Genomic DNA, 13,349 nt, shown 5'->3' with positions numbered 1-13,349 from the left:
AGCAGTCCGGACAATGCTCCCCTTAAGGAGTCCTTGTCCGGCACTTCTTTTATTTAAAGTTCAACGGATTCCCCAATCCTCCGCATAGGTTTTGTAATACTTGTCATAATAATACGTGACACGCTGTACATAGCGCTTGGTCTCGCCATAAGGAATTTGCTCGCTATTATCGAGCGTTCCGTCCCATCTTCCCTCCTGCAGCCAACGGCTTACTTTACCGTGTCCTGCATTGTAACCGGCAAGGACGGCAAACGTATTGCCGTTAAACTGCTTAAACAGCCAGTTCAAATACCATGAACCCAACTCAATGTTAACTTCAGGCACGTCCAACCGATTTTTGAACGTACTAGGAAATGAAGCTCTCTCTATAATCCAATCCGAGGTATCCGGCATCAACTGCATAAGACCGTATGCGCCTTTACTGGAGGTCACATCAGGCTTATAGTTGGTTTCTACCCGTATCACGGCAGCAATTAGAAAAGGATCAAGCTGGTACTTCTCTGCGCTTTGGCGAATTTCATCCTTATAATGAATCGGGTACATAAAACGCCCCAAGATATTCGTGCCTAGAAACAAAAATAACAAAAACGTCAGCAGAAGCAGGGCGAACACTCGCTTTTTGCGTAAAAAGCTCATGATAGTCCCCTCTCCGACCAAAATTGTTCAATCTGCTGATCTGTTTCCTCCATCGTACCTGAATTATCAATAACGATATCGGCCAATTCTTTTTTCATTTCAATCGGCATTTGTGAGTTCAGCCGTTTCATCGCCTGTTCCTCGGTTAACCCGTCCCGCTTCATCAAACGTTCCATTTGAACGCGCCGAGGCACATAAACTACCATAACCTGCTTGTACATCGATTGCAAATTCGATTCGTACAAAAGCGGAACATCCACAACGACCAGCTTGTCCGGATACTGCGTCTCGTAAGCCTGCATCCGCTCGCGCATCGCCGCACGAATCGGCGGATGCAGCAAAGCTTCGAGATCCTTTAACGCATCCGGATTTCCGAAGACGCGTTCTCCAAGCTTTTTCCTGTCTAGGGAGCCGTCCTTTCTCAGAAGGTCGGCTCCAAATCGTTCGATGACTTGAGTTAAGACGGGGGTGCCTGGCTCCACCACTTCTCTGGCGATGCGGTCCGCATCGATCAACAGCGCTCCGCGGCGGACAAGCATAGCAGCCACTGTACTTTTGCCGCAGGCGATGCCCCCGGTTAATCCGATGTTCAATGGGTCTCCCCCTAAACCAAAATAAGTGCAGTAACCGTTACAATAATTTCATGATGCCCATCAAGATCAGTAGAAATCCGGGTAAAATAGAAAGCTTGCGAATCCACTTCAGCTCCGCATACCGGAATCCGATCTGTAGGCCTAAGCCAAGAAACATACCGCTGGCCAATGCAATGACTGCCGCGGTGAGCCACGGTGTGAATCCAAGAAGTGCGGCCCCGATCCCGGCACCAAACGCATCCAGAGACAAAGCGACGCCCAGCAGTACAGCTTCGTATGCCGAGATATTGCCCGACCGGTCGACATCGGCAATGGACGGTGTCCGTAAGATTTGGATGACAAGCCCGAGCCTTTTCAGCTCAATATACCATATGGCTTTGGCCGGTACGGATGCAGGTTCTGCCACAATAGGCGCTCTCTCGGCTTCGTCGTTTGTCTCTTCATCCTTTTTGTCCGAAAACATTTGATATACCGCCCACACGCCGATGCCCATTAGGATAAAAGCTCCGACATATTTGGCGGCCTCTGGATCGACGAATCGACTCATCAGCACGCCGACCTGCATGGATGTATAAATAATCAGGCCGGAACAAAACGATATTATGACAATCGACAGCAGGGGAATACGAATTTTACGAAGTCCATACATCACTCCGACTCCGAATCCGTCCAAACTGACGGCAAACGCCAATAGCATCAATGAGACGACAGGCAGCATGCTCTTTCCTCCCTCATCAGATCAACTTTACTCCATACTATATGGAGGATCTGGGCGGGGGGTGCATAACGGGCATCCTTCCTATAGTGCATAACACTTTAAGCTATAAAGTCCGTTTACTCCTTCTGCGTTTTAAAGGCTGGCATTGGGGGCAATAGTGGGTCCCTCGTCCCCCTAAAACCATTTTTTCGATGTGGTGTCCGCATTGAAAGCAGGGCTCGTCTTTGCGGCCGTACATTTTAAACTGATGCTGAAACATGCCGATTTCGCCTTGACCGTTCACATACGATTTAATGGTAGAGCCGCCTACAGCCACGGCCTCCTTCAAGGTCGTCACGATCGCCTCATACAGTTTGGCCATCTCAAGCTTGTTCAAGCTGCGGGCTTCCCTCTCGGGATGAATACCGGCCAGAAACAGCGATTCATCCACATAGATATTCCCGATCCCCACAATATATTCCTGATTTAAGAGCAGCGGCTTAATTTTGGTGGGACGCGACCCGATCCTGTCCCGGAACGCCTCAAATGTAAAGGCCTCGTCCAAAGGCTCCAGCCCCAGCTTTTTTAACGGAACTTCAAGCAAATCCTGATTCTTCGGATAAAGATGCATCGTACCGAATTGGCGCACATCCTTGTATCTCAGCTCGGTGCCGTCTGTAAAATAAAACACGACATGCGTGTGCAGCTCCATCGGCTCATCGCTTCGATACAGACCATATCTGCCTTCCATGCGAAGATGCGAGACGAGCGTATAATGGTCGAACATAAGCCGCAGAAATTTGCCTCTGCGTTCCACCGACTGGATGGTTTCTCCACTCAGGAGCATTTGAAATTCCTCAATATCGTAAGGATACTGAATAATTCGCGGCAGCCTAACCGAAACCCGCTCCACCGTCTTTCCGATCACCAATTGATTCAGCGTCCTCCGGACCGTTTCTACCTCCGGCAGCTCTGGCATGATGTCTTCCCTCCCTGCGTTTACTTCGCCTCGTACCAGTTGACTCCGTCATCCACATCTACCTTCAGCGGTACATCGAGCTCGAGCGCGTTTTCCATCACTTCGGCAACCATCTTCTTCATGGTCTCCAGCTCATCCTCAGGCACCTCGAGCACCAATTCATCGTGCACCTGAAGCAGCAGCCGGCTCTTGACTCCCTCTTCCTTCATCCGCTTGTCCAGCTGCACCATGGCCAGCTTGATAATATCCGCCGCAGTGCCTTGGATCGGCGTATTCATTGCGGTCCGTTCAGCGAACGAACGAAGATTGAAATTGGAAGCCTTAATTTCCGGTAAATACCGGCGGCGGTGGAGAAGTGTGGTCACATACCCATCCTCACGCGCTTGCTTGACAATATCGTCCATATATTGGCGAACCCCTTGGAAAACGGCAAAATACTGCTCGATAAACTTCGCCGCATCCTTGCGGGTAATATTCAAATTCTGAGACAAACCGTAATCGCTGATGCCGTAAACAATGCCGAAATTGACGGCTTTCGCCTGGCGGCGCATATTCGAATCGACGCCGTCCTCCGGCACGCCGAATACATCCATCGCCGTTTTCGTATGAATGTCCATGTTCTCGCGAAACGCTTCGATCAGCTTCTCATCCTGAGAGATATGAGCCAGCACACGCAGCTCGATCTGCGAATAATCCGCGGTCAGAATACGCCATCCGGATTCTGAGGGTTTGAAGACCTTGCGGATTTTACGTCCTTCCTCCAAGCGGATCGGAATATTCTGCAGATTCGGATATTGGCTGCTCAGACGGCCGGTGGCTGCAATGGTCTGTCTATAGTAAGTGTGCACTTTCCCGGTTTCCGGGCGGACCTCTTTGAGCAAGCCTTCCACGTAAGTGGACTGCAGCTTGGCCAACGTCCGGTAATGGAGAATATGTCCGACCATCGGATGATAGGGCTCGAGCTTTTCGAGCACTTCCGCATCGGTAGAATAGCCTGTCTTCGTTTTCTTGATCACCGGAAGCTGAAGCTTCTCAAACAAGATTTCCCCCAGCTGCTTGGGAGAGTTGATGTTAAACTCCACCCCTGCCTCATCATAAATCGACTGCATGATCTTCTCCAGCTGTTTGCCAAGCTCCGCGCCGTAAGCTTTGAGCTCCTCGACGTCCACTTTAATCCCTTTGCGTTCCATCGAGGCAAGCACCAGCGCCAAAGGAAGCTCAAGCTCGTGAAACAGCTCATTCATTCCGCTGGACTCAAGCTCGGATTGCAGTGTCTCGGCCAACTGCTGCACAGCTAATGCCTTACGGCACATCAAGCTGCTCAGAACATCCGCCTCCGGAAGCTTGAATTTGGCGCCTTTGCCGAATACGTCCTCATCGGCGGGGATCGCAGACTTGCCGTAACGGGCGGAAAGTCCGTGCAAGGTCAGCGCAGACTCCGTAGGATCAAGCAAATAACCGGCAAGCAGCACATCAAAGCTTACGCCGCGCAGCTCCAGCCCCTGCCAAAAGAGTGCCACCACCGCGCGGTGAAGATCGTATACGGCGATGGATTTCTTCTCGTCCGCCAACCACTGACGCACGCTGTCAGCCCCATCCGTCTCCTGTTTAAGAAGCTCAAACGGCAAATAATAGCCTGTCGGTTCCATATCGGCGTCTGTCTCGGTATAAAAGGACAAGCCGAGCACTTCTCCCGTATGCGGGTTATCCCCGATCACTTCAACGTGCAGCGCCCGAACGCCGGGCAGCACTTCGACCAGTTCTCCCAGCCCCTCCGGCGTAACCTGAATAGCTTGAATCTTAGCCTCTGCCTGGGACGAGCCTGCAGCGTCCGCCGAAACGTCTTGGCCTCCTCCATTAGGCAGGTTCAGCCGCTCCAGCAGCGATTTAAATTCCAGCTTGCGGAACATGTCCCCCAAAGCTTGTTCATTGTATCCGCCGTACGCCAGATCGTCCCAAGGAATATCTACCGGAACCTCGCGGAAAATCGTCGCCAGCTCCTTGCTCATCCGCGCATCATCAGCGTGAGCGGCGACCTTCTCGCCCATCTTTCCTTTGATGTTCGATGCATTCTCAAGCACCTTTTCCACCGATCCGTATTCGTGCAGGAGCTTCAGGGCCGTCTTCTCTCCCACACCCGGGATGCCGGGAATATTATCGCTGGTATCCCCCATAAGACCTTTGAGATCAATAATTTGAACCGGCTTCAGCCCGTATTTTTCTTCGATATAAGCCGGATCGTACAGCTCCACCTCGCTGATCCCTTTGCGTGTCAGCGCAATCTTTACGTTATCTGAAGCAAGCTGCAGCATGTCTTTATCGCCGGTCACTACAAGCACTTCCATACCGTTCTGCCCGTCCGCGGTACGCGTTAGTGTGCCAATGATATCATCGGCTTCATAGCCGTCCAATTGAAATTGCCGGACGCCAAACGATTCCAGCAGCTCCTTCAAAACGGGAAACTGCTCGGAAAGCTCGGGAGGGGTCTTTTCCCTTCCCCCCTTGTAATCTGCGTAGCCTTTATGTCGAAACGTCGTTTTCCCGGCATCGAACGCCACAAGAAAATGCGTCGGTTTTTGTTCTTCTATCAGTTTAAGCAGCATCGTCGTAAAGCCGTAGACCGCATTCGTGTGCAATCCCTTCGAATTACTGAGCAGCGGCAGCGCAAAAAACGCGCGATACGCGATGCTGTTGCCATCAATCAAAATCAACTTGGACAAAGACTACACCCCATTTTCGTGAAACTATCTGCTTCTTACATGATAGCATAGGACGGCCACAGAAAAAAACCTTAGCTTCCTTCCTGAAAAAAGGAGTGTGCGCCTTTGTTGCCGCATAAAATGTAGTAACTTTGATCCCTACCCGTCTGCATGAACGGCAAGTACAAAGCATGAAAGGGAGATCGGAGGAACCGTCCTATGAATGAAACCGTACGACTGACCGGCAAACGCATTATTTTTTTCGATGTAAATCAAACGTTAGTGCAGCAAAATTTAAGCTTCGAGGAAGGCTTTCGGCTTGCATGGGAGCATTTCACCGGCAGATGGTCGCAGGATGAGAAACCAAAGGCAGAGCAAGTGTGGACCCAGTACATCTGCAGATGGCAGCAGCAAAAAAAGTCGAGGATCACCTTCAAGCAGCTCGATGAGCTCCAGCAGCAGTGCTTAAAGGAAGCGATGGAAGCGATGCACATTCCGGTAACCGGCGCTTTAACGCGCGGCTTTATACAGGAAATCAGGCGGCTTCAGCTGGAAGCCAAAACCATGCCTCCGCGTACGCGGGAGATGCTGGAGACGTTGTCCCGCAGCTACCGGCTGGCCATTATCAGCAATAGTCCCCGGTCTGAAGTGCTGCAGATGCTCAAGCGGTTTAATCTCGACACGTTCTTTCCCCCCGAGAATGTATTTACTGCATTGAAGCCGGCCGACAAAAAACCGGCTCCATATTTATTCAAAAGAGCGCTCAAAATGATGCAGCTCTCCCCCAAGCAAGCCGTCATGGTCGGGAATTCCTGGAAACACGATGTATGCGGCGCAGTAAAAGCGGGTCTGGACGCCGTCTGGTTAAACACATCAGAATTCTCATCAGATCCAGACACCAAAAAAATAACCCAGCAGCGGCTGGGCAAGCGAAAGGTATATTTGATCCGGAGATTGGATCAGTTGTCTGATTTGTTTCCTTGAGCACTCTTTTTTTCGAAAGGCATACCAACAAAATCACAGAAGTAGACGCTGCCGCGGTGTGCCTTTGAACGCTTCTTTACCATGGCTGCGGTGCGGGAAATTTGCTCCGGACTTATACCTGCGCACGAATGGCAAATCACAAGAGAAAGCGACAAAGTAACCCCTTCACTTTCCATGCGTCTGCCCTGCCGGTCCTCAACGTATATCCAGTCATCATAATCGTAGAAAGCTTTTGCTCCCAGATCAAAACGCCGAAGCATTTCTTCGCAAAGCTTTTCGGGGGAAGTGCTGCCGGTAATGGCGATAAAATCATCGCCCCCGATATGACCTACAAAATCATAAGGGGTACCAAGCAAACCAATCGCCTGTTGAAAACAGTCTGCAGTAAACTGGATAAGCTGATCTCCCCTGTGAAATCCGTACCGGTCATTAAACCATTTAAAATAATCAATATCCCCATAGATAACAGAGAAACTCTCGTTATCGAGGGTCCGTTTATTCATCTCCCGGTGAATCTGCATATTTCCGGGCAAGCCGGTGAGGGGATTAGCCACCTTCGCCCTTTCCATCTTTGCGGTGGTGATACACTCCAGAATGGAACGAATGGAGGCCGTCCCCCTCACATGCCCCTCCGATGTTATGATGACCAAATCATAAAAGTTTTGGATATCTCGAGAGGTCGTGTCCTGAGATACTTGTTCTATCGGAGCCTGCTCATCCACAATGAGCGGGTGAGGGTCCATCAGCTGATCGATCGGTCGGTTCCAAAATAAGGAATAGCCATATTGGCCCGCCAACTGTTGAAACAGCCGATCTCTCATAATTAAGCCGACCGGCCGATTCTCATTAACGACTACTGCACCTACAGTATCTGTATTACGCTTAAAATAATTCGCTACGACAGAAATCGAAGTCCTGTATTCAAAGGTTTGACACGGTACGCAGATGTCACCGATCGTCCAGACGCCGCCAGCCGATTCAAGAACTTTACGGTGCAGCATAATATGATCAAACAGCTCGGAGGGCAAAACGGTCTCCTCCCTTCCGGGGCGGCCCAGCAAGTAGCCTTGTCCGTAATGAATCCCCATGCGTGTAAGCTTCATCAGCTCCTCATGCGTTTCTATACCTTCAGCAATCAAATAAACACCCAGCTTTTGCGCAAAAGTAAGCATCGTCTCAAGAATGTACTCTTTCGTTTTGTTCCGATGAAGGTTATGTACAAGCGAACGATCCATTTTAATAAAATCAGGCTGCAGCTCTGCAATCGCTTGAAGCGAGGAATAACCCGCGCCGGCATCATCGATAGCAATACGGTAGCCCTGCTTCCTGTAGTGGTCGAGAATGTGCTTGGCTGCTGCAAAATCTTCAATGGAGCTCCGTTCCGTAATTTCAAAAACAACATTTCCCGGAGATAGTCCGCGTTTTTCCAAGAGCTCCAGAGTTTTTCCCGGCACGAAATCCGGATCGTTCAAAATCTCGGCCGATACATTCAGAAACAGGAGTTGATCCTGTGTTCCGGTAAAGGCTCCCTCAATCGCTTTGGTTCTCGCCAGCCGGTCCAGGGGATATAACAGGCCCTCCTCTTCCGCCGCGGTAAACAAATTCAGCGGTGAATTAAGCATGCTGTGTTCCGGCCCCCGGGTTAGAGCCTCATAACCTATGATATGTCCGTCGCTCAACGAAACAATAGGCTGATATACTGACAGTATCGTTCGGTTTTGTATTATATTTAGCAGCTCTGTGCGCCGGTTTTCCCGGTTTTTCTTTTCTACTTCAGCCATAATATCTATTGACATGATCCATCCCTACTTATCCGGTTTCTTTTTCTAAAGAATAACATAGGTATTTCATCCCAATGTTAAATTCAAGCTGTCGAATTGTTAAACTTTGTACAGTACGATACAGCCGTTAAGCCGGGCAGACAAAATACCCGTAATAGTAAATTCTCCTACGGGTAACAATCAATGAGAGCAAAGCGTTTTCGAGATCTTTTCCATCTGTTCTGGCCTGATTTTTATGAATTACGCTATACATACAAGCCACAAATATAGACCGATTAACGTGATGAATAAGGTTGGAATGGTCAGTACGATACCTATGCGGAAATATTGGCCCCATGTAATCGCAACTCCTTTTCTCGAAAGCACATGCAGCCAAAGCAAGGTGGCCAATGAACCGATCGGCGTGATTTTCGGTCCCAGATCGGATCCGATCACATTAGCGTAAATCAGGGCCTCCCGCATCGTACCGGTCGGATGTATTCCTTGGATCGCCAAGGCGTTAATCATGATGGTCGGCAAATTATTCATAACCGAAGACAGTACCGCGGACAAGAAGCCCATGCCTAATGTGGCGGCAAGCAAGCCATATTCCGTGAATTGCTCTATAACCCATCCAAGCGTATCGGTCAAACCCACATTTTTAAGACTGTAAACCACAACATACATCCCGATAGAGAACACCACCACCGTCCATGGCGCATCCTTGAGAATTTGTCCCGCTTGGACGGTGCGGCTTCCGCGCGCCGCTGCAATAAAGATGAGGGCTACCGTTGCGATAATGATCGATACGGGAATGTTCAGGAACTCACTTGTCAGATACGCTAACAGCAAGAGCCCCAGCACAACCCAGGAAAAGCGAAACAGCTTGACATCCTTAATGACATCCGCGGGCTTTTTCAGCTCAGAGACATCATAGCATGCAGGTATTTGTTTTCTGTACATCAAGTAAAGCACAAGAAGGCTTGCGCCAAGCGAGAACACGTTGGGAACCATCATTCGGCTGGCATATTCAATAAAGCCGATGCCGAAATAGTCCGCCGACACAATATTGACCAGGTTGCTTACCGTAAACGGAAGCGAAGTCGTGTCAGCAATAAACCCGCTGGCGATCACGAAAGGAAGGATCATGCTCTTGTCATACTTCAATGCCCTGACCATAGCTAAAACGATCGGCGTCAAGATCAGCGCCGCACCGTCATTAGCGAAGAAAGCCGATACTGCGGCTCCCAGCAGGATGACATAAACAAACATAAGCTTACCGTTGCCCTTGGCTAACCGGGCCATATGCAGCGCGGACCATTCAAAAAAACCGATTTCATCCAGCAGCAGTGAAATCATGATAATGGCGACAAAGGCCAATGTAGCATTCCAGACCATATCGGTTACGATCCACACGTCATTGCCCGCTCCAGCGGGATAAAAAATTAACCGGCTTCCATATCTATGGAAAACCGGCTGTTTTTTAAATATTCAAATCTTTACGTTTTCCTGTAACCATGTAGATGACGCCTTCCCCGATGTTCGTCGTATGGTCCGCCACACGCTCAAGGAATAATGCAGCCAGCATCAGCTGGGAAAGCTGACGGTTTTGGCTTGAATCGCTGCCCATCAGCCCGATGAGTTCATTCACCACATAACTGTAGAGCTTATCGACCTCATCGTCCTTCTCCGCCAGTGCCGCGGCACGGTGAATGTTTTGCTCCGTATAAGCGAGCAGACTTTCACGAAGCATCGTTTTGCTCAATTCAGCCATTCGTGGAATGTCCACAAGCGGTTTGACCAGCTCTTGACCGTTCATCCGAATGCAGATTTTGGCGATATCCACAGCATGATCCGCGATCCGTTCCAGATCCGTTGCAATTTTGATCGCCATACTAATGATGCGGAGGTCACTGGCCATCGGCTGCTGCAGCGCAATCAATCTCAACGAATTTTCTTCGATTTTTGCAGTCAGATCATCAATTTGATCATCCTGCTCTACCGTTCGTCTGGCCAAGCCTTCATCCATTCTCGCCAGGGCATCCACCGCTTGATGGATCGATTGTTCTACTAGCTTTCCCAGATGTAACAGGTCCTGCTGCAGATTATCCAATGATTGATGGAAGTTGATCCGATTATCCATACTTTACACTCTCCCTTTTTTGGTCGTGTCTTATTAACCGAAGCGTCCGGTAATATAATCTTCCGTTCTTTGATCGGAAGGAGTAGTGAAGATTTTATCGGTCTTATCCGTTTCCACCAAAATCCCATTCAAGAAAAACGAAGTCGTATCTGAGATACGCGCTGCCTGCTGCATGTTATGGGTTACGATAATAATCGTATATTTTTCTTTCAGCACTTGGGTAAGCTCCTCCACCTTCAGAGTGGAAATGGGGTCCAGTGCGGAGGTAGGCTCATCCATAAGCACTACATCCGGCTCTACCGCAAGCAATCGGGCAATACAAAGACGCTGCTGCTGCCCTCCCGATAAGCCCAATGCCGATTTGCCAAGCCGGTCCTTTACTTCATCCCAGAGAGCCGCTTGAACGAGACTTCTCTCTACGATTTCATCCAGTACCGCTTTTTTCTTGATCCCGTGGATCCTTGGCCCATATGCGATATTGTCGTAGATGCTCATAGGAAACGGATTCGGACGCTGGAATACCATACCGACTTTCTTGCGAAGGGAAACGACATCGGTATCCGAACCATAAATATTTTGTCCGTCCACAAAGACGCTCCCGGTAATGCGAACATTATCAATCAAATCGTTCATCCGGTTCAACGTACGCAGAAAAGTGGATTTTCCGCAGCCGGAAGGTCCGATTAAAGCAGTAATCGAGTTCTTTTCTATTGTAAGACCAATGTTATGCAGAGCGTGATTTTCGCCGTAATATAAATTTAGCTGGTCTACTTTAATTTTATGCGATTCGGACATGATCATTTCCCCCCGGATAATTTTTTCTGCAGAATACGGCTTGGAATAGCAATCAACAGGTTAAACAACAGCACTACGATCAGCAGCAGCGCCGCACTTCCCTTTGCAATATCCTGTGCATCAGGAACGATCGCTTCGGATTGTACATACCACAAATGAACAGCCAAGGTTTCTCCCATGCTAAGAGGATTAAAATCAGGGAAGAACCGGGATACCGATAAACCTGCCGTATAGATGAGAATCGCCGATTCACCCAACGCTCTTCCTGCAACCAGCGTAATTCCCGTAATGAGGCTTGGCAGCGATGCCGGAATCAAAACCTTGCGAATGGCCTGCCAGCGAGTGGAGCCGAGCGCAAGAGAAGCCTCCCAATACGATTCCGGTACGGAACGGATCGCTTCTTCCGTTACCCGCACGAGAATCGGCAGGTTAAGCAGCGCCAATGTGGCTGCACCGCCAATGATGGAAAATTTCAGATCCATCCAATTCACGAATAGCAGGAAACCGAATAAGCCGAAGACGATAGAAGGAACCGAAGACAAGGCTTCGACTGAGATCCGCACTAAATCCGTAAAACGGTTTTTCTTTGCATAAATAGCCAAATAAATACCCGCGCCAATGCCGATCGGCAGCGAAAAAAGCAGCGATAGAAAAAGAATATAAAACGAGTTAAAAAGCATCGGGCCAACACCGCCGCCGGCCATTAATTCCGAGGGCTTCCCCGTTATAAAATCCCATGTAAGCATGTGAAGCCCATCGCCCAATATTCTGAAAAGAAACCACGCAAGAATAAGAATGATCGCCAAGCCTGTCACCCAAAAGTACAGTGTTGCCAAGCGGTCTGTCATTTTACTTGTCATTTCAATTCACTCCTCTTAGCCACGATTCGGATGATAAGGATCAAAACCAAAGAGATGATCAGCAGTACTAACGCCATCAAAAAGAGCGCATTATTCCACGTACTGCCGTAATGGGTATTCCCCATATCCTTTACGATGGCGGTCGTCAGCACCGTTGCGGAATCGAGGAGCGATTTGGGCATCTGCGGCGAATTGCCGATAACCATAAATACAGCCATGGTTTCTCCGATAGCACGTCCCATACCAAGAATGATAGCCGTCAGGATGCCTGGTCTTGCCGCAGGAAGCATAACTCTCCAAATGGTTTGCCAGCGCGTGGCTCCCAAGGCAAGAGAAGCTTCCTCCAGCCGGTCCGGAAGAGCACGAATGGCATCCTCCGATATTGAAAGGATTGTAGGTAAAATCATCACAGCCAAAATAATGGCTGCAGGCAAAATGCCATAGCCGAACCCTTCATTAAATTGGGCCAGAAAAGGAACGATCACGGTCAGGCCGATTAAGCCGTAAACGACGGATGGAATGCCTACAAACAGATCCGTTGCCGGTCTTAAAATTTCACGCACCCAGTTAGGAGCGATTTTGGCCATGAATAAAGCTCCTGAAAGTGCAAGAGGTACAGACATCAGAACGGAGAGAAGCGTTAACACAATGGTGCTGTAAAGAAAAGAAAATGCTCCGAATTTATCCTGGGACGGTGTCCAGTCGGTTGAGAAAAAGAACTCCATCGGGGACACGTCCGTGAAGGTTTTAACGCCCTGCCAACCTACAAAGGCGATAATAGAGAAAATAATAGCCGACACCAGAACGGCGCTGGCGATAAAGATCCACCTCATCAAGTGATCGGTACGATTTTGATTCTTTGTCCATCGGACGTTTTTCCTATCTCTTTTTTCTTTCTGTTGTTCTGATAGCTGGTCGGAAACTAAACCCATCAGCCTATACCCCCTCAATCCTAAGTCAAATGAACTTCTTAATCATAGTGTAGAAATGTAAGGGCAAAACCATACAATTGTTAAGCTAATGTAAAATTTTCGCGTAGGATGATATAAATTTTTACTTTATTACAAAAGAATGCTTATAAATCGAGTAGGAGGGGGCGCCTAGCCCCCGACCTCTCACACCACCGTACATGCGGGTCCGCATACGGCGGTTCCAAAAGGTTAACAAAGCTCTAAATAACGAGAAAGCAAACTTCTCAGCCCT

11 protein-coding genes and 1 pseudogene are annotated in these 13,349 nt (G+C 49.1%); 1 reads left to right on the top strand and 11 read right to left on the bottom strand.

The window, feature by feature from the left end; all coding sequences use genetic code 11:
* Positions 1–60: 60 nt before the first annotated feature.
* From ACZYR9_RS14680 to polA, 5 genes are all read right to left on the bottom strand, one after another.
* Positions 61–636 carry a lytic transglycosylase domain-containing protein gene (locus ACZYR9_RS14680; RefSeq protein ID WP_488979240.1) on the bottom strand — a complete coding sequence of 192 codons (576 nt, stop codon included), beginning with the start codon at positions 634–636 and terminating at the stop codon, positions 61–63.
* Positions 633–1,229 (bottom strand): dephospho-CoA kinase, encoded by a 597-nt coding sequence (gene coaE, locus ACZYR9_RS14675; protein ID WP_488979239.1) that lies wholly within the window; start codon positions 1,227–1,229, stop codon positions 633–635. The genes ACZYR9_RS14680 and coaE overlap by 4 nt, the downstream gene beginning before the upstream one ends.
* 37 nt (positions 1,230–1,266) lie before the next feature.
* Positions 1,267–1,947: a sporulation membrane protein YtaF gene (ytaF, locus tag ACZYR9_RS14670; RefSeq protein WP_488979238.1), complete on the bottom strand. Its 681-nt coding sequence runs from the start codon at positions 1,945–1,947 to the stop codon at positions 1,267–1,269.
* A gap of 103 nt (positions 1,948–2,050) precedes the next feature.
* On the bottom strand, positions 2,051–2,905 hold the full coding sequence (gene mutM / locus ACZYR9_RS14665; RefSeq protein WP_488979237.1) for a DNA-formamidopyrimidine glycosylase: 855 nt from the start codon (positions 2,903–2,905) through the stop codon (positions 2,051–2,053).
* A 20-nt stretch (positions 2,906–2,925) separates the two neighbouring features.
* The gene (polA, locus tag ACZYR9_RS14660) at positions 2,926–5,625 is read right to left on the bottom strand and encodes a DNA polymerase I (RefSeq protein WP_488979236.1); all 2,700 of its coding nucleotides are present in this window, start codon (positions 5,623–5,625) and stop codon (positions 2,926–2,928) included.
* A 198-nt stretch (positions 5,626–5,823) separates the two neighbouring features.
* On the opposite strand from polA, the gene ACZYR9_RS14655 reads away from it, so the two are divergent.
* Positions 5,824–6,588, top strand: a complete 765-nt coding sequence (locus ACZYR9_RS14655) for an HAD family hydrolase (protein ID WP_488979235.1) — start codon at positions 5,824–5,826, stop codon at positions 6,586–6,588.
* On the opposite strand, the gene ACZYR9_RS14650 is transcribed toward ACZYR9_RS14655, so the two are convergent.
* The 6 genes and pseudogenes from ACZYR9_RS14650 to pstC all read right to left on the bottom strand — a co-directional run bounded on the left by ACZYR9_RS14650 (position 6,564) and on the right by pstC (position 13,078).
* Positions 6,564–8,384, bottom strand: a complete 1,821-nt coding sequence (locus tag ACZYR9_RS14650) for a GGDEF domain-containing protein (protein WP_488979234.1) — start codon at positions 8,382–8,384, stop codon at positions 6,564–6,566. The genes ACZYR9_RS14655 and ACZYR9_RS14650 overlap by 25 nt on opposite strands.
* A 225-nt stretch (positions 8,385–8,609) precedes the next feature.
* Positions 8,610–9,770, bottom strand: a pseudogene (locus tag ACZYR9_RS14645) (arsenic transporter); the annotation flags it as partial.
* Positions 9,771–9,831: 61 nt separating this feature from the next.
* Positions 9,832–10,491, bottom strand: coding sequence for a phosphate signaling complex protein PhoU (gene phoU, locus ACZYR9_RS14640; RefSeq protein ID WP_488979233.1), 660 nt, complete (start codon positions 10,489–10,491; stop codon positions 9,832–9,834).
* A 33-nt stretch (positions 10,492–10,524) separates the two neighbouring features.
* Positions 10,525–11,286: a phosphate ABC transporter ATP-binding protein PstB gene (gene pstB, locus ACZYR9_RS14635; protein ID WP_488979232.1), complete on the bottom strand. Its 762-nt coding sequence runs from the start codon at positions 11,284–11,286 to the stop codon at positions 10,525–10,527.
* Positions 11,287–11,288: 2 nt separating this feature from the next.
* Entirely contained in the window at positions 11,289–12,146 is an 858-nt protein-coding gene (pstA, locus tag ACZYR9_RS14630; RefSeq protein ID WP_488979231.1) for a phosphate ABC transporter permease PstA, read from the bottom strand.
* On the bottom strand, positions 12,143–13,078 hold the full coding sequence (gene pstC / locus ACZYR9_RS14625; RefSeq protein WP_488979230.1) for a phosphate ABC transporter permease subunit PstC: 936 nt from the start codon (positions 13,076–13,078) through the stop codon (positions 12,143–12,145). Before pstC ends, pstA begins: the two co-directional genes overlap by 4 nt.
* Positions 13,079–13,349: the final 271 nt, after the last annotated feature.

This window comes from Paenibacillus sp. F024 (genome assembly GCF_057814255.1).
This window is presented reverse-complemented; position numbering and strand designations above follow the sequence as displayed.